Annotated in this window: 19 protein-coding genes; 7 read left to right on the top strand and 12 right to left on the bottom strand. The window is 53.7% G+C overall.

Annotated elements, in window-relative coordinates:
- Nucleotides 1-3: 3 nt before the first annotated feature.
- On the bottom strand, nt 4-1,407 hold the full coding sequence (leuC, locus tag JXQ85_RS11510) for a 3-isopropylmalate dehydratase large subunit (RefSeq protein ID WP_421749073.1): 1,404 nt from the start codon (nt 1,405-1,407) through the stop codon (nt 4-6).
- 250 nt (nt 1,408-1,657) lie between these two features.
- On the opposite strand from leuC, the gene JXQ85_RS11515 reads away from it, so the two are divergent.
- Nucleotides 1,658-3,076 (top strand): mechanosensitive ion channel family protein, encoded by a 1,419-nt coding sequence (locus JXQ85_RS11515; protein ID WP_421749074.1) that lies wholly within the window; start codon nt 1,658-1,660, stop codon nt 3,074-3,076.
- Here JXQ85_RS11515 and JXQ85_RS11520 read toward each other — a convergent pair.
- Entirely contained in the window at nt 3,037-3,252 is a 216-nt protein-coding gene (locus JXQ85_RS11520) for a helix-turn-helix domain-containing protein (RefSeq protein ID WP_421749075.1), read from the bottom strand. The genes JXQ85_RS11515 and JXQ85_RS11520 overlap by 40 nt on opposite strands.
- Nucleotides 3,252-3,782, bottom strand: a complete 531-nt coding sequence (locus JXQ85_RS11525; RefSeq protein ID WP_421749076.1) for a hypothetical protein — start codon at nt 3,780-3,782, stop codon at nt 3,252-3,254. The genes JXQ85_RS11520 and JXQ85_RS11525 overlap by 1 nt, the downstream gene beginning before the upstream one ends.
- 70 nt (nt 3,783-3,852) lie before the next feature.
- Between JXQ85_RS11525 and JXQ85_RS11530 the strand changes: the two genes are divergently transcribed.
- From JXQ85_RS11530 to rlmH, 3 genes are all read left to right on the top strand, one after another.
- Nucleotides 3,853-4,374: a hypothetical protein gene (locus tag JXQ85_RS11530; protein ID WP_421749077.1), complete on the top strand. Its 522-nt coding sequence runs from the start codon at nt 3,853-3,855 to the stop codon at nt 4,372-4,374.
- 192 nt (nt 4,375-4,566) lie between these two features.
- Complete coding sequence (gene rsfS / locus JXQ85_RS11535; RefSeq protein WP_421749078.1) at nt 4,567-4,920, top strand: ribosome silencing factor; 354 nt, start codon at nt 4,567-4,569, stop codon at nt 4,918-4,920.
- A gap of 51 nt (nt 4,921-4,971) precedes the next feature.
- The gene (rlmH, locus tag JXQ85_RS11540; protein ID WP_421749164.1) at nt 4,972-5,442 is read left to right on the top strand and encodes a 23S rRNA (pseudouridine(1915)-N(3))-methyltransferase RlmH; all 471 of its coding nucleotides are present in this window, start codon (nt 4,972-4,974) and stop codon (nt 5,440-5,442) included.
- Nucleotides 5,443-5,445: 3 nt separating this feature from the next.
- Here rlmH and JXQ85_RS11545 read toward each other — a convergent pair whose 3' ends face one another.
- Both JXQ85_RS11545 and JXQ85_RS11550 read right to left on the bottom strand, forming a co-directional pair.
- Nucleotides 5,446-5,814 (bottom strand): hypothetical protein, encoded by a 369-nt coding sequence (locus tag JXQ85_RS11545; protein ID WP_421749079.1) that lies wholly within the window; start codon nt 5,812-5,814, stop codon nt 5,446-5,448.
- 10 nt (nt 5,815-5,824) lie between these two features.
- On the bottom strand, nt 5,825-6,523 hold the full coding sequence (locus JXQ85_RS11550; protein ID WP_421749080.1) for a DUF599 domain-containing protein: 699 nt from the start codon (nt 6,521-6,523) through the stop codon (nt 5,825-5,827).
- A 173-nt stretch (nt 6,524-6,696) separates the two neighbouring features.
- Here JXQ85_RS11550 and JXQ85_RS11555 point away from each other — a divergent pair, with 173 nt between their 5' ends.
- A complete protein-coding gene (locus JXQ85_RS11555; protein WP_421749081.1) occupies nt 6,697-7,401 on the top strand; it encodes a trypsin-like serine peptidase in 705 nt (234 codons plus the stop codon).
- A gap of 133 nt (nt 7,402-7,534) precedes the next feature.
- Entirely contained in the window at nt 7,535-8,005 is a 471-nt protein-coding gene (locus JXQ85_RS11560) for an Hsp20 family protein (protein WP_421749082.1), read from the top strand.
- A 46-nt stretch (nt 8,006-8,051) separates the two neighbouring features.
- Here JXQ85_RS11560 and JXQ85_RS11565 read toward each other — a convergent pair whose 3' ends face one another.
- The 4 genes from JXQ85_RS11565 to JXQ85_RS11580 all read right to left on the bottom strand — a co-directional run bounded on the left by JXQ85_RS11565 (nt 8,052) and on the right by JXQ85_RS11580 (nt 13,499).
- Nucleotides 8,052-9,293 carry an Hsp70 family protein gene (locus tag JXQ85_RS11565; RefSeq protein WP_421749083.1) on the bottom strand — a complete coding sequence of 414 codons (1,242 nt, stop codon included), beginning with the start codon at nt 9,291-9,293 and terminating at the stop codon, nt 8,052-8,054.
- Nucleotides 9,294-9,412: 119 nt separating this feature from the next.
- Nucleotides 9,413-11,596 (bottom strand): esterase-like activity of phytase family protein, encoded by a 2,184-nt coding sequence (locus tag JXQ85_RS11570; RefSeq protein WP_421749084.1) that lies wholly within the window; start codon nt 11,594-11,596, stop codon nt 9,413-9,415.
- Between the two features lie 93 nt (nt 11,597-11,689).
- Nucleotides 11,690-12,691: a P1 family peptidase gene (locus tag JXQ85_RS11575; protein WP_421749085.1), complete on the bottom strand. Its 1,002-nt coding sequence runs from the start codon at nt 12,689-12,691 to the stop codon at nt 11,690-11,692.
- A gap of 19 nt (nt 12,692-12,710) precedes the next feature.
- The gene (locus tag JXQ85_RS11580) at nt 12,711-13,499 is read right to left on the bottom strand and encodes an ion transporter (protein WP_421749086.1); all 789 of its coding nucleotides are present in this window, start codon (nt 13,497-13,499) and stop codon (nt 12,711-12,713) included.
- Nucleotides 13,500-13,654: 155 nt separating this feature from the next.
- Between JXQ85_RS11580 and JXQ85_RS11585 the strand changes: the two genes are divergently transcribed.
- On the top strand, nt 13,655-14,296 hold the full coding sequence (locus JXQ85_RS11585) for a DUF1523 family protein (RefSeq protein ID WP_421749087.1): 642 nt from the start codon (nt 13,655-13,657) through the stop codon (nt 14,294-14,296).
- 8 nt (nt 14,297-14,304) lie between these two features.
- On the opposite strand, the gene JXQ85_RS11590 is transcribed toward JXQ85_RS11585, so the two are convergent.
- The 3 genes from JXQ85_RS11590 to JXQ85_RS11600 form a co-directional block, all read right to left on the bottom strand.
- Nucleotides 14,305-14,610, bottom strand: coding sequence for a hypothetical protein (locus JXQ85_RS11590; protein WP_421749088.1), 306 nt, complete (start codon nt 14,608-14,610; stop codon nt 14,305-14,307).
- A gap of 136 nt (nt 14,611-14,746) precedes the next feature.
- Nucleotides 14,747-15,622 carry a dimethyl sulfoxide reductase anchor subunit family protein gene (locus JXQ85_RS11595; RefSeq protein WP_421749089.1) on the bottom strand — a complete coding sequence of 292 codons (876 nt, stop codon included), beginning with the start codon at nt 15,620-15,622 and terminating at the stop codon, nt 14,747-14,749.
- A complete protein-coding gene (locus JXQ85_RS11600) occupies nt 15,622-16,395 on the bottom strand; it encodes a 4Fe-4S dicluster domain-containing protein (RefSeq protein WP_421749090.1) in 774 nt (257 codons plus the stop codon). The genes JXQ85_RS11595 and JXQ85_RS11600 overlap by 1 nt, the downstream gene beginning before the upstream one ends.
- Nucleotides 16,396-16,431 lie beyond the last annotated feature (36 nt).

Here is a 16,431-nt window from a genome sequence, read left to right on the forward strand (position 1 = left end):
GGGTTAGCTCAGCTCGCGGATGTCAGTCAGCTTGCCGGTCAGCGCTGCCGCTGCCGCCATTGCTGGGGACACAAGGTGCGTACGACCTTTGTAGCCCTGACGACCTTCAAAGTTCCGGTTCGAGGTCGCCGCGCAACGCTCACCTTCGCTCAGTTGATCTGGGTTCATTGCAAGACACATAGAGCATCCAGCCAAACGCCATTCAAAGCCCGCGTCTTTGAAGATGTCAGCCAGCCCTTCTTCTTCGGCTTGTGCGCGAACCAGACCAGAGCCTGGTACGATCATCGCACGCATGCCGTCTTTGATTTTCTTGCCTTTGACCACTTCGGCCACAGCACGGAAATCTTCGATACGACCGTTGGTGCAAGACCCGATGAACACAGTGTCGATTTCAATGTCAGTCAGTTTCTGACCCGGTGTCAGACCCATATATTCGATGGAACGACGCGCCGCTTCGACTTTGCCGCCTTCGAAATCTTCTGGGGAAGGCACAACGCCAGTGATTGGCAGAACATCCTCAGGGGAGGTGCCCCAAGTCACGACCGGCTGAATGTCTTCACCTTTCAGGGTCACAACCTTGTCGAAGTGTGCGCCTTCGTCAGTGAAGAGGGTCTTCCAATATTCAAGCGCTTGCTCGAACTGGCCGCCTTTTGGTGCGTGTGGACGACCTTTGACATAGTCAAACGTTGTGTCGTCTGGCGCGATCAAGCCCGCGCGTGCGCCGCCTTCGATTGCCATGTTGCAGACGGTCATACGACCTTCCATGGTCAGATCGCGGATCGCTTCACCACAGTATTCGATGACGTAGCCAGTACCGCCCGCGGTACCAGTTTCGCCGATCACGGCCATGGTGATGTCTTTTGCAGTCACACCAGGCATCAGTTTGCCGGTGATTTCGACCTTCATGTTTTTGGATTTCTTCTGAATCAACGTTTGCGTCGCCAGAACGTGTTCCACCTCAGACGTACCGATCCCGTGTGCCAAAGCACCAAAGGCGCCGTGGGTCGCAGTATGGCTGTCGCCACAAACAACGGTCATGCCCGGCAGGGTCCAGCCTTGCTCTGGGCCAACGATATGCACGATGCCCTGACGTACGTCAGATACCGGATAATAGTGCACGCCGAATTCCTTGGCGTTTTTGTCCAGAGCCTCAACCTGAATGCGGCTCTCTTCGTTGTCGATGCCTTTGGCACGGTCCAGCGTGGTTGGAACGTTGTGATCCGGAACCGCGATGGTCTTCTCTGGTGCGTGCACTTTGCGACCGGACATGCGCAGACCTTCAAAGGCTTGCGGGCTGGTCACTTCGTGGACCAGATGGCGGTCGATATAAAGTAGGCTAGTGCCGTCTTCGGCTTCATGCGCAACATGCGCATCCCAGATTTTGTCATAGAGTGTTTTGGGGGACATGGGGTCCTCTCCGTATTGATGAAATTGGCGATATGGCTGCAATACGGGCGTGCGAAAGCACGCCGGGCCCTTATAGGGCGGCTATGACGGATTTGGACTGACCAAAGAATCGCCAAGGCAAAAAGGCGCGGTCATCAATGTCATAGATGCGTTTCATGTCCTTGCAGATAGCCGGAGTCGCACATTGCTGCAAGGGAAATGCCTTGTTTTTCGTACCTTCTCCATGTCACGGTTGGGCAGGGTAGGGTATATGGCAGAACACGAAACGACGCTTGAAGAAACAGAGGCTACCGATACAGCGCCAGCCGAGACAGATGCGGTTGTCCCCGCGGAGACTGGCACAGAGCAGGACACTCAGGAAATCGCACTGAGTCTTTGGGATCAAATCTTTGGATTTGCTGAGGGCTTGTTGCGTCCTTGGAACGCCTATCAGGTCCTCATCGTAATTGGTCTTCTGTTGCTCGCATTTGGTCTGTCGCGTGTCTTTAGCCCAAAGTTACATGAATGGATGCGCACCCGTGAAGGGTGGCCGAAATGGCGCTATCGCTACATGCTGCTTCTTCAAAAGCGCATGGCCCTCATTATCTTTGTTGCGCTGATTTGGATCACCGTTCTGGTAATGCGAGAGATCACCTGGCCAAGCCGATCTTATCTGTTGGGAATCTTTGCCAACCTTGGCAGCGCTTGGTTGATCATCGCGTTGATCACGCGGCTTGTGCACAATTCATTCTTACGCGGTTTGCTGCGCTATGGCGCGTGGGCCTGGGTGACCTTGGTTCTGATTGGGTTAAGCGAAGAGTTCCGGCAATTGATGGATTCCGCGGCCCTAAATATCGGTACAATACGCCTGTCACTATGGACGATTGTTCAAGCCGTTGTGATGCTCGGGCTGACCTTTGCAGTCGCGCGTTTTGTGGCAGGGTCCACAACTGCCAGCATTAAAAAGAACGACGATATCAGCCCATCGATGCAGGTGCTTGTGATCAAGTTCATGCAGGTCTTGCTGTATGGCGCGGCGTTTTTCATCGGTCTGAAAATCGTCGGCGTTGATCTGACCGGTCTTGCGGTGCTGTCGGGTGCCATCGGTGTGGGCCTTGGTTTTGGCCTGCAAAAGGTTGTCTCTAACCTAGTCTCAGGCATCATTATCCTCCTGGATAAATCGATTAAACCCGGCGATGTGATCTCGCTTGGTGAGACCTTTGGTTGGATAAACTCACTTGGCGCGCGTTATGTCTCTGTTGTGACGCGGGATGGCAAAGAGTACCTGATCCCGAACGAAGATCTAATCACGGGCCAGGTCGTCAACTGGTCCCATTCCGATGACTATGTGCGGCTCGATATCTTCTTTGGAACCGCCTATGGCGACGATCCACATGTGGTCCGCAAAGTGGCCATTGAGGCTGCCATGTCTGTGGATCGTATCTTGCGAAACCCGAAGACCCCCGTTTGTCATATCGTTGGATTTGGAGACAGTTCTGTTGACTATATCCTGCGATTTTGGATCGAGGACCCCACCGGCGGCCTCACCAATATTCGCGGCAATGTGTATCTTGCCCTATGGGACGCCTTTCAAAGAGAAGGCATCAACTTCCCATTCCCACAACGTGAAGTGCGAGTTCTGGGTGAGGATCACTCTGATTTGACAGCTTCAAGCAAGTCACCAGGCTGACAATCTAGTTCTTCGCAAATTCGACTGAGCGTTTCAAAACGGATGCCTTTGACTTTGCCTGATTTCAAAAGGCTGAGGTTTTGTTCGGTGATGCCAATGCGCTGGGCAAGGTCTTTGCCCTTCATTTTGCGTAGCGCCATCACCACGTCGAGCCTGACAACAATCTCTGTCGACATCAGACAAAAGCCTTGTTTTCATCAGAAATGCGCACGGCTTCGTTCATGGCCCATCCAATCAAAGTCAAAAGGCCCGCAGCGAGTAAAAAGCCAACTTCGTGATCTGAAATGCTGATCGCCAATTGTCTGTGCCCATCTGGATTGTTTGACGTGAGAAGAAGCGTTTGGGTTGGCAAAGTCATAAACCGAACCAGCGCAAGCGCAATAAGCCATTTCCCAAGGCGTAGTATTGCGCCGGCAGCATGAAGGGTCAGAATCTGCCCTTTGCGGTAGAAATCAAACAGACCGCGAAGGCTCCACAGGAAGCCTATGAAAAGTAAGAAGCTCAGCGCACCGGCGGAAAACGCGCTCCAGAACGCTAGGCCTGTCGGAGACGCGATAATGTCTATGTGAGGAAATAGAGCGCTTGCTCTGTTTGGGTTTGGGGTTTCAGCCAGGAGGTATCCAAGTGCTGCAATCGGCAAAGCGATCAGCACAGCTGTCGCAGCCCAATAAAGAATGTTCGCCAGTTTGCGTAGTTTTTCCAACATGATTTCCACTTTACGAATCTAATAATTATCGTTTTACAGTAATTAATAATTTTAAAAGGAGTAAAAATCAATGCGAAATCTACTGGCCTGCCTTTGTTTGTCTGCTTGTGGCAGCGTCGTTTTGCAAACGGCGGCTGAACTTGAGCGAATGTCTCCAATGGACGCGGATCCGGCGATGTTTGCCGTTGCGATTGATCTGCCTGACGGTTTTGGCATCTTTCCTGAAAGTGCCACGATGTTGGTCTCAGTCGAGCAAGAAACCCTTGATCAGGAGTCGAAAGAGAAGTTCACTTTGCAGCAATCGGGTCAACAGGTTGCCGTTTTTCAGGTTGCTGCGAATGACCATTCGCGATTGCAGGCGTTGCAGTCTCAGGCCAGAGAATGGGACGCAAAGGATGCAGAGGCGACCAAAGGTTCGATTGGTGTGGATTTGACGCCGTGTCTAATTCATCAGAATGCATCGTTATCTGAAACTTTTTCGGTCGCCATTCAGTTGGCGCCTGATGCACCGTTTCGTCCGTTGCTCCGCGACGTCCCCATATCGCGTATTCTGCAAGAGCAAGAATTGGAACAGTTGCCAAATTGCCCATAAAATGAAGTGATCTTATAGGATCGTCGTCATTTTTGGCGCGCTGATCGCATTCCGCTTGCGTTTCATTGGAATTTCATACAACGGGTGCTATCTTGATGATAGGCCCGGCGCCGGGGCAATGCGGCGCGTTGCAAGGAGGGCAGTATTCTGTCTTTGAACGTAGACGTGGCAAGCGCCACAAAAGGTGACCAGATGCCAGACGCGGCAATTGCCGGTAAAGGCACAGAGCTTCTAGAGCTCATTGTTAACTCTCTTGAAAACGACAAAGCTGAAGACATCGTGCAAGTTGATTTGCGCGGACGCACAGCGATTGGCGATTTCATGGTGATTTGCTCTGGTCGCAGCTCCCGCCAAGTTGCGGCGATGTCTGAAAAACTGGTTGAACGCATTAAAGCTGAAACCGGTCGCACCAGCAAAATCGAAGGTAAGAATACCGGCGATTGGGTGCTGATCGATACAGGTGACGTGATTGTGCATGTCTTCCGTCCGGAAGTGCGCGAGTTCTACCAGCTTGAAAAGATGTGGGTGGAAGGCGGCAACGCCTAACATGTAACTGGGTTGGGCCATCAGGCTTGGCCCGGAGGACTTCGCATGGCAATGCGCGTACATATTTGCGCAGTGGGCCGACTTCGGTCGGGCCCAGAGCGTGATCTTCTTGATGATTATCTTTTCCGTTTCGACAAAACTGGCCGAGCGCTGGGGCTTGGGCCTGTGAAGGTCCATGAGGTCGAAGACCGCAAAAGCGGCGGCATGGCTGCAGAAGCCAAGTTGCTGGATGGGGTTTTGCCAAAAGGTGCCTTGATTTGCGCGATGGATGAGCGCGGCAAGGTCATGAGCTCACCCGACTTTGCTCAGAATATTGCGCGCCGTCGCGATGGCGGGGCGTCTGACTTGGCCTTTATCATTGGTGGTGCAGATGGCATCGATCCAGGATTGCGCGCGCGCGCTGATTTTTCGATCAGTTTCGGGCAGATGGTCTGGCCACATATGTTGGTGCGCGTGATGCTGTCAGAACAGTTGTACCGTGCAGCCTCAATCCTTGCTGGTTCGCCTTATCACCGAGTTTGAATTTCAGCGACTGAAGCTTGGATTTGTCAGATCGAGGGTGACCAACTCACCGGCCCAGCCGTCCAGGTTATCTCTTGCTTGGATTTGAACTTGTTTCATTCCTTCCGGGATGCTCACTCCGCCTAAGGACCGTGTGAATGGTTGTTCATTCACATGTGGGTGGTGCAGAACACGAATTCCCAAAACGGTCCCATCCAAGGCCAGAATACGCCAACCGTCGGCGTAGTGATCCCAGCCAGTATCGGGATGGCCTAAAGTCACATCAAATTGCCACGTATCCCCGGATTGAGTGGCTTTGGCAGCTTCAATGGTTGCAGGATCCGCGCTAACGCTTGAACCAAGGAAAACACAGGCAATCATTAAACGGGACATGGGCAGGTTCCTATCTTGGTTCGCGCAACAGAGCCATGCGAGAAACGCTCGCAAACTCGCGGCGCCAAATTATGAAATTGGTCACGACAATTGCACAGAGTAGGGCAAATCCGCCACCCAGCCAAGCTGCTGCCGCAAGACCGAAATAGATCGACCTGAGGCCCCGGTTATAGCCACGTGCGGCGGAGATGCCTATCTCGGCCGCCTTTTCAGCACGCGGTGCACAATGGGGGTCACTGGGATCAACAGGCACGGCTGACATGATGACGGCTGCATAACCAAACAAGCGATGCGCCCATACAAATTTCAGAAAAGCATTCGCCACAAAAAACAACATGACGATCAGTTTAATTTCCCAAACAAAGGTCGGGTAACTCATCAGGGTAAGTTCGGAAGCCACGTTGGTGAGCTGTTCTGCATTGCCAATCAACGCCAGCCCGCCGCCAATCGCGATCATCGTTGCTGATGCAAAAAACGCTGTGCCCTGACGAAGATTGCTCAAGATTTGCGCGTCATAAATGCGTGGGTCACGTAAGATAAATTGGCGCATCCATTCGCGACGGTAAAACACCATCAAACTTGATACGCTTCTCAGCTTGCTAGGAGGGTTTTCAATGACCCAGCCGATGGTTAGCCAGCTCACAAACAAAATGGCTAAGCCCGCGAAATCGAAAGCTGAAAAGAGGGATATTCGGTCAATCCATTGCATGGGGCACAATAGGCAGGGGCCGTATGGAATGTCATTCCCAAATCTGTCGTGAGCGCTTCATTAGGGCAAAAACAGGGCAAATCCTTCGAGTGTTTTCCAAAATCGCCGCAGTCGGGTCCCAGAATTTCCCTTTCAGGTCAGCACAAGGGGCGGGATTGACGACCGGAGAACTTATGTTACGCGCCTTAACTATACTGATTTCATGCCTGTTCGCTTTTTCAGCCTCTGCGCAAAGTTCGCATGACGCCATCGGACGCATTGATCTTGGTTCTGATGGGTTTTGCACCGGAACGCTTGTGGCTCCAGATTTGGTGTTAACGGCGGCGCATTGCCTGTTCGATAAAACAACAGGGGCTGCATTTGATGTTGCGCAGCTGACCTATCAGATTGGTTTGTCCAACGGTCAGGCCAAGGATCAACGTGGTGTGTCACGCACTCTGATGCACAACCGATATCAGCCAAAGGCGAAAGGCCAGTTGGGCAATATGCAGCACGATTTGGCTCTGCTAAAACTGGCGGAACCTGTAGCGGATCACCTTGCGACACCAGTGCGTCTTGGACATCCTGACCTTAGTGGTGCACAGGCAGAGTTGATATCTTATGGGAAAGGGCGCTCGGACACTGCAATGCTTGAAACAGGCTGCAATCTGCAGGCGCATACGCCGGGTATTGTTGTGACGTCCTGCCAGGCAGCGCTGGGCACAAGCGGAGCACCCGTATTGCAATTGATCAACGGTGAAATGCGGTTGGTGTCTGTGGTTTCAGCAAAGGCGCGGGCAAATGGTGAGCCTGTCGCGCTGGCCGTGATCACGGGTACCGAAATACCAGCGATGATGACGCAATTGTCTGCATTTCAGTTGGCCGCTCACGCGCATTAACTTTGCCCTCTTGAAACCCGGAAATTCCACTCCCATCTGAATTCTATCGGATGCCAATTCAGGGTCCGAAGATACCGCCTGTCCCACGAGGGAAGGCAATTTAAGTTGTTGCTCTAGATGGAGGATAACCCCTATGCGCACTTATGATTTTGCACCGCTATACCGTGCATCCGTTGGTTTTGATCAAATCGCAGATATGATGGATCGCGTCCTGTCCGATAACGTCCCAACATCCAGCTACCCGCCCTATAACATCGAAAAGACTGCTGAAGATGCCTATCGTATATCGATTGCTGTGGCCGGATTTTCGGCAGATGACCTTGGCATCGAAGTCAAAGAAAATGCGCTGGTTGTGACCGCGCGCAAGTCTGATGCGAAGGATGAGAAATCCTACCTGCATCGCGGCATTGCCACGCGAGCGTTCGAGCGACGCTTCCAGTTGGCCGACCATGTCCGTGTGAATGGCGCAAGCCATGAAGATGGCATGTTACACATCGACCTTGTACGCGAAGTGCCTGAGGCCTTGAAGCCGCGCCGCATCGAAATTGCGCGTGGAGGTCAGCCGATTGAAGCTGACGTTGTTGATGCTAAAGCTGTGAACTAAACTCACAGCGCCATCCTAAAATGGGCCTTCGCAATTGCGAGGGCCCTTATTTTTGCGCGGCCAAAGCAAGACCTTTGACAACAGCAGTAAAGACCTCTGTGAAGACATGATCTGCTGATGGCAACGTCGCTTTCATGGTGTCAGACACAAATCCCATCAGACTTGAACCGCCCACATAAATAACCTGATCGATCTGATCTGGTGTTTTTTGCGCCAAGGCCAATGTATCGAGTGCGCCTATTTTCAATCGGTCAGATTGACTTGTGAGCACGTCGTTCATCGCATCTCTTGTGATCATGGCGTTAAGGCCTTTCTCTACAACGGACAGGTCGATCGTGCCGCCTTTCAATCCCGAATTGGCAGCGACCTTACCCGCTTCGACAGCAAAGGCGAGGTCGTGCCCCAGCTCATCCTCTAGCACTGTCTCAAGCCGGTCGATCTTTGGGCGTTCTACAGCGAGTTTGGCCATCTCAGCCACTTTGCGGCGGGTCTGCGCAGTATAAAGAAATGGGATTTTTTCCCAAGTTGCGAGATCGTGGAAGATGTTGATGGGAACGGGCGTGGTACCAGTGCCGAATTCGCGATGCAACTCGGTACCTTTACCCAAAAGGGGCATGACATTGGCGATGCTGATCAATTGATCAAAATCCGTGCCGCCGATGCGCACCCCGTGATTGGCCAGTACTTCGTGTTGCCCATTTTGCCCTTGATGGAACACGGTGAAATCTGAAGTGCCGCCGCCGATATCAACGATCAACCCGAGGCCGGGTTTCGCACCACTTGCCAGCGCTGCAGCTTGCGGTTCGGCCATAAAACTAACGTCTTTGAAGCCGGCAGCCTCATAACACAGACGTAGATCGTCTTCGGCTTTCTGCTCTCGAAGGTCGCCGCTTTCGTGAAAGACCACTGGCCGACCCGAGATTACGCGTTCAAAGCTTTGACCGGTAGTCGCTTCAGCCTGTGTTTTGAGACGTTTAAGAAAATCCCCAATGATGTCGACGAAGGTTAGCCGCTGATTCAACAGTTGACGTTTTTCGTGCATCAAACTCGTCCCGAGAACTCGTTTCAACGCCCGCATATACCGGCCTTCTTCACCGTCCAGCAATGCCTTGTCCGCCGGGTGCCCAATCAGGGTTTTCCGGCTGTCAAAATCGAAAAAGAAGCTGGTTGGAAGCGTGTTTGATCCCGGAGCCATTTCGACAAAGCGCACATCGCCATCTCGCACGTAGGCCGCCGCAGAGTTGGATGTGCCGAAATCGATACCAAGTGCGTGAGAAGATACCGACATGCTGCGCTCCGAAAATCTAAAAGACGCGCTAGCTATGCCTAAGGATCGCTCAGGTCAAGCGCCAACAGAAAACGCGCGGAGCTTTCGCCCCGCGCGCCGTTTTCGCCTGATACGAACTCTTAGGAGTTCTGGTCAGAGATTTTGCCGATTGAGAAGAACATGGTCTCACCGGAGTGGTCATCCACACCGTCGTTGTCGGTAGAAACAAACGCTGTGCCGTCTTCCATGATCGCGAGGCCTTCGACCTTGTCCAGAACGTAACCACCGGTAGAGGTCAGGTCTGGCAGCAGGTCGCGGACCAGCTCTTTGGATACGACTGGCAGATCACCGCCGAGTGCTGCTGGAACCATCTCTGCCGCTGGTATGCGGTAGATTTTCTTGGTCACAGCGCGGGCATCGTGCTGGTTGTCACGCTCTACAACATAGACGTAGTCGCCATGTGCAACAATCTCGGACAGGCCAACCCAACCCTTTGCAGGTTCAGCTTTTGGATAGTGCACCGCGCCCCACTCTTTAGTTTTCAGGTTGTAAGCGACCAGTTTCACGTGGTTCTTCGGATCATCTTTCCACTCACGTTGAACGGCCATCCATAGTGTGTCGCCGATCTTGGTGATGCCTTCAAAGCCAAAGCGCTTTTCAACCGCTGCCAGCTCTGCTGGGATGCCGATTTCGCCCTTCAGGTTCTTGATCTTGCCTTTCGCAGACACATGATAAATCGCATGTGGGATCAGTCGTTCTGTGCGGCCTTCGGAAGCCACGTAGAAGCCGCCTTTTCCGTCGAGAGTGATGCCTTCCAGGTCCAGTTTCTGCGCTGGGCCAGAGGTGCGCTCGATACGGATCACCTCTGTGATGGTCGCAGGAGTGGTCTTTGTGTCGATCTTGAAGATGGACGGCTGGAAACCGTAGAAGCTGTCGTTCACGGCCCAAACGATGCCGTCCTTGTCAGCCACCATGCCAGAAATCGCGCCCCAGCCGATCAGCTCATCTGCGCCTGCAGATGTCAGATGCGGATAGGCCGCTGGTGCGTCTTGTTGTTCAAACAACATGACATGTGCACGTGCGCCACCATCTTCGATCAGGTCTTTCTCATTGGCAGAAACCAGCAGGTTACGCTCTGGTATTGTCACATAGCCTTCTGGGCCAACGCCGGATGGCAGCAGCTGTTTCAGAACAGGTGCGGCAGGGTTGGTCACGTCGTAGACACCCACAACGGATGCGCGTTCTGCGCCAACAAACACGTATGGCGTGCCGTTGAAAACGTCGAAGGTCACGGACTCAGGCTCAACGCCTTTGGAGTCAGAACGCTTGTCAGGATAGTGGCCGATTTGAACGATGGCGCGTTCGAATTCAACACCGCTTTCATAAACAACAGAGCCGTTTTTGTTGAATATGGTCCAACCGCGGGAACCGCCATTGTAGTCGCCTTCGTTCGCTGTCGCGAAGTGGTTGTCGTCGATCCAAGTCACCGCGTCAGGCTCGCGCAGACGGCCTTCTTGGGACTCGGTAAAGCTCAGCGCGCCGCGCTCGTCAGTTGCGTCGATGTTATGAAGATCTACAGCACCCGCAGAGAAATGGTTTACTACTTCGCCTGCTGCAGAAACAACAACCAGGTGGTTGTTTTCTTGCAGAGTGATGACGGTTTCACCGAGGCCGTTGATAGACACATATTCTGGCTCTGGGTCAGAACCCGCGACCTCTGCCAGACCTGTCAGGTCCACCAATTTCAAAGAAGAACAGTCCAGGCCATCTGCGGTGGTGTTTACCAGAACCAAATTACCCGCTGGCAACTGAGGGATGATGCCATCGTTGAGGTCTTCGTCACGTTCGTTTTCGATTGCAACCGCAATGAACTTGCCGTCTTTGGATGCTGCGATGGAGTCAGGCTGGCCGCCCAGATCGCAGGAGGCAACGGTCTCGCCTGTTGCAACGTCGATCGCTGCCAAATGACCGGAAGGTGCAGTGTACGATTCAGAGGTGTTTACGCCAGCGTAGGCAGTCGCACCGATGATCGCCACAGAGGTTGGCTCACCATCCAGGGCGATGTTGCCCAGTGGTTTAGGGTTCGCAGGGTCGGTGATGTCCACGCGACCAAGAGCGCCCAGAGGGCTGTCGGTGTAAACCAGAGTCATGCCGTCGGCGGTCGCCGCGATGATTTCTGGGGAGGTTTCACGAGATGTGTCTTCGCCTTCCGCCATGTTCAGCGGGGTTGCGAAAGACGCGATACGGTTGAAGTTCATTTCGGCGTGGGCCAGACCTGCGGTCAGGGCGAAAGCCGACGTCAGGCAGAGAAAGCGCGCAGACATCCTAAGCTCCTTATTGAATAGGTGCTGGGGGATTGGCCTCTGCAGGTGACGTGGATGTGACGGTTGCGTTTCGGTTTTGTAACGGTTGCCGAGTTATGGTGATTTCTTGTGGATATCCCCGTAAGCCGGAACCAGATCGCCGGGTTTTGAGGTCGCCTCGTAGACGCCGCGCGCAATGGCTCGTGCGAGGCAAGTCGCGGCTGCATGGCCAAGCAGGATAGGGTCTTGCATTGGATCAGCGAGAGGCTTGGCGTTGGTGGACACCCCAAAGACTAGATCGCCGTCCATCGGTGTGTGGCTAGGAACAAGTGCGCGGGCCATGCCGTCGTGGGCGGCGGTTGCCATTCGGGTACATTGAGCTTGGGTCAGGTCAGCGTCGGTTGCAACAATCGCAATCGTCGTGTTCTGCGCGCTGAGTTTGGTTTTGGGCCAGTCTTTGGGGGCTGTCGGAATGGGGCCGTAGCCACCGAATTCTGAACCTATCTCCCAAGGGGCTGCCCAGAAATGTCGGCACTCCGGGACAACTGCGTCTCCAAGCGCATTCACGGCGACCAGTGCACCGACAGTGTGGCCGCTTGGAGTGATGATCGATGCTGAACCAAGCCCCCCTTTGAAAGAGGCCGTTGTGGCTCCGGTGCCAGCGCCGACTGTACCGAGGTCAAAGTTATCAGAGGACTGTAGTAGGGCTTGTTGTCCCAAGTCTCGATAGGGATTTACCTCCCAGTCTTTATTGCCTCCATTGATGAGATCAAAAAGGATCGCGGCTGGAACGATGGGGACGGATTGGTCCGCAACTTGAAAACCTCGGCCTTGGGACCTTAGCAAATCAGCAGCGCTAGAGGCCGCATCTAGGCCAAAAGCTGAACCGCCGGATAATACAAGCGCATCGATCTGCTGAACGGTTTTATCCGGGGCCAGCAGATCGGTCTCGCGTGTCCCCGGCGCGCCGCCCATGACGTGCACGGCGGCGGTGAACGGAGAGCCGGCCGTTAGGACAGTGGTGCCAGATTTCAGTATCTCGTCTTGGGCATTGCCCACCTTTAGGCCAGCAATGTCTGTGATCAGGTTTTTGGGACCGGTCTGTATCTGCGTCATAACCGTGACTGTAGGGCGCTTAGGATTTGGCGTCGAGCTTTGCTTCGATGGCTTCCAAACGCGTCAGTACTTCGTCTCGGTAGGTGTCGGTTTTGGCCACGTCTTCTTCGTGATGGGCGTCTTGCATTGAGTTCACGATCAGACCAACAAGCAGGTTCACCACTGCAAAGGTGGTGACCATGATGAATGGCACAAAGAAAGCCCATGCCAGTGGATAAACCTCCATCACTGGGCGCACGATGCCCATGGACCAGCTTTCCAGTGTCATAATCTGGAAAAGGCTATAGGCGGAAAGACCGAGATTGCCGAACCAATGTGGGAACTCAGAGGCAAAGAGTTTCGTCGCCATGACTGAGCCAATATAGAAGATCAGCGTCATCAGCAGGAAGACGGAGGCCATGCCGGGTAGGGCGGTGATGAATCCTTCGACCACGCGGCGCAGGCGAGGAGCGACAGAGATTACTCGAAGAACGCGCAGAATACGAAGGGCGCGCAGAACGCTGAAACCAGAAGAGCCCGGCACAAGCGCGACACCGACAATCACTAAGTCAAAAACGGCCCATCCATTGCGGAAGAACGCAAGCCGGCGTGCGAAAAGTTTAAGTGCAATCTCGAACACGAAGATGGCAAGACAGATGTTGTCTAGCAGATGGATCAGACTGCCAATGCGCGCCATAACAAATTGCGAGGTTTCGAGGCCAAGGATCACCGCGTTGAAAACTATGACGACAAAAATAAAGTTTTGAAAACGGCTGCCATCGATGATGGTGTTGATGCGATTGCGTTCGGACACACTGGCCTCTGACATGGCGATTTCCTCAATATTCTTGCTTGCCGCCTCATATGGCGCGCCAAGGGCCATGAGGCAAGGGCAGGGAATTTCCCCGAGGCAGATCAGCGCCTAGTAGTTGAGATACGGTTTGTGATCGCCTATGTCAGAGTTAAGAATTTAAGGGGGCCGGGATGGCGTACTTCAAATGGGTTTGGCGCGGTATCTTGCTGCTGCTGGTGTTCGGTTTCTTCCACTACACTTTAGTGCAACATGACGTTGTGCGTGTTGTGAGCACTAATGTTGAGCGCACCGAGCTGAATGACTGGACCCGCGTCTTTTGGTCCACGCCTGATGCGCAATCAACAGATCTGGTTAATCGGGATGTGCAGTTCATCTACGCGGTTTATCCGAATGGCGACACGATGGAGTATCGCAACGAAGACACTGGCTGGGGTTGGCCACCTTATTTCAAATTTGACACGGCAAGTCTGTTTACCGAAGCCAATGATGTGATCTCTGACAAAGACGCGCCTGAGTGGGTGGCGATCCGTCACTATGGCTGGCGTAATGAGTTCCTGTCGATCTTCCCAAATGCGGTCTCTATTAAGCCTGTTGATGGGCCGGATGCGTCATTCATCCCGTGGTGGAATATCTTCATCCTAACCGTTCTGCTGGGTATCTTTTGGGGCATCCGCGTACGTTGGGTCCGGTTCCGCGAGGCACGCATTGATCCGGTGCTTGAGGATGTCGGGGATAGTTTCGCGGATGCGGGAGACAGTATTTCGCGCCAGCGTGGACGCTTTAGCGGTTTATTCCGCAAAGGCTCTAAGTAAATTCTGCCCTAGCTGCATTGCTTGGCCACATAGGCATTGTATTTGATCAACGGCTGGTTCTGCCCTGATGGGTAGGAGCGGCTGAGGTAGAGATGTGGTTTGTCGTTCCGTTGGCCTGACCAATATTGGATCAGATAATCCCGGTCACCGCGTGACAGGTATTTGTCGGCAGCTGTGAGTTTACAGGAACATTCAGCGGGTGTGATACGTGACGATGTCTTGATTGCTGATGTCTTGCAAACCGCATCGTCGGTGCGACAGGCTGCCAATGAGACAGCAAAGACGAGTAGGGTGACGGTTGCCGCGGGTTTCATGTCGGCCTCCATTTTTAGTTCTGAAAGTCTTTATACCGGTTTGCGATTTCAAAAGCGTGAAAGCTTGGTAATCGCATCCCTAGAAAGCAAAAAGCGGGCCCGATGGACCCGCTTCGTTAACTTTAAGAGCTGGCGCTTAGCGCATGCCGTAGTAGATGCCAACGGTGTGCTCTGCTTCAGCAAAAAAGAGCCAGCGTGAGGCTGCGACGCCTGCGATGTGGCTTAGTACTGCGATCAGCGCGACGAAGTGGCTGACCGGCAGAAGAGCCAGAAGAACCACTGGAACACCCGCCATCAGGACTAAGGAGATCACGCGTAGTTTTTGCGCGTGTTTACGACCAACGATGTGGATGAACTCTTTCATCAGGTAGTTCGGGGAAGAATGCGGATGCGCCATTGAGCGCACTTCACCACGATCGCCCAGACCTGTGGCTGTGCCCAGATTAGAGCCACGATCAGCAAATGCTGTGTCGCCTTTTTTCCACCAGATCACCTGCACGAAGGCCGCTGCGACAAGCAGGACCAGCGCGATGGTGACTTTGCCGGTTAGCAAAGCACCACCAGCGATGGCCAATGTCAGGTAAAGAAGAGAGGTCAGCGGCGTGTTCCAGCGTGGGATGGTCGCCAGCTGGCCGTAGATCATTGATGTGGTGTAGACGGTCCCAAGGCTTAGGATCGCGCCTATCCAACCAAGGATCGAATAGGCTTCGCCAAGAAAGATCAGGCCTGCCGCGTAAAGACCCATTATGGTCAGCGCGAGCACTGCGCAGACACCTTCGCGAGACAGCCAGCTGGTGCGCCACTGTGTAAAGGCGCGCCATGCACGTTCTGGGTGGCCGAGGTGGAAGGTGGATGAGATCAAGCCACCCACTGCCAATGCAAAGGCAATGAAGTAATAGCCAAATGCGCCCCAACCGGTGGAAGGGGTGCTATCGATGCCCAACCAAGCCAGCATGCCAAAACCGGCACCTGAGAGCGTGGTAAATACAATAACGGATGCTGCTGGATGCATTATTCTGCTCCTTCAGTCTTATCGCCAGGCAGGCGAGAGAGTTGTTTATCAAGCCAACCCATGAAGCCGACTGTTTCTTCTGCAACTGGCTCAAGGAATGGTGCTAGCACGCTTTCATCGTCCCAGCTGTCTTTCATGCGTGGTGGCAGATATTTGTTGACTGGGGCTGTACCAAGCTCTGGCATCAAGTCCATACCGCCGCGCTCAACCGTCAGCTTAGAAACGTTGCTTTCAGGATCTGCGAAGTCACCAAAGTGACGCGCACCTGCTGGGCAGGTCCGAACGCAGGCAGGTTCGCGATCCACCTCTGGCAGGTTCTCGTTGTAGATCCGGTCTACACAAAGCGTACATTTTTTCATGACGCCTTCGGCTTGGTCCAACTCACGTGCACCGTATGGGCAGGCCCATGCGCAGAGGCCGCAGCCGATGCAGGAGCTTTCGTTCACCAGAACAATGCCGTCTTCTTTACGCTTGTAGCTCGCGCCGGTTGGGCAAACGGTCACACAAGGCGCGTTTTCGCAATGAAGACAGGACTTGGGGAAGTGAACGGTCTGCGCCGCTTGACCCTCGGCCTTCACTTCATAGCTGTGCACGCGGTTGAGGAAGGTCCCCATTGGTTCTTCGCCGTAAGGGCGTTGATCCGACAGCGGCGCGCCGTAGTTTTCAGTGTTCCAGCCTTTGCAGGAGATCACACAGGCGTGGCAGCCCACGCAGGTGTCCAGATCAATAACAAGGCCGAGTTTTTTCTCGGTGCTGGTTGGGAGGTCAGTCATTGTTGGCTAACTCCATGTGTAAGGAGGTGGCTGAGC

Source organism: Cognatishimia sp., assembly GCF_049116455.1.
Classification (GTDB): Bacteria; Pseudomonadota; Alphaproteobacteria; order Rhodobacterales; family Rhodobacteraceae; genus Cognatishimia.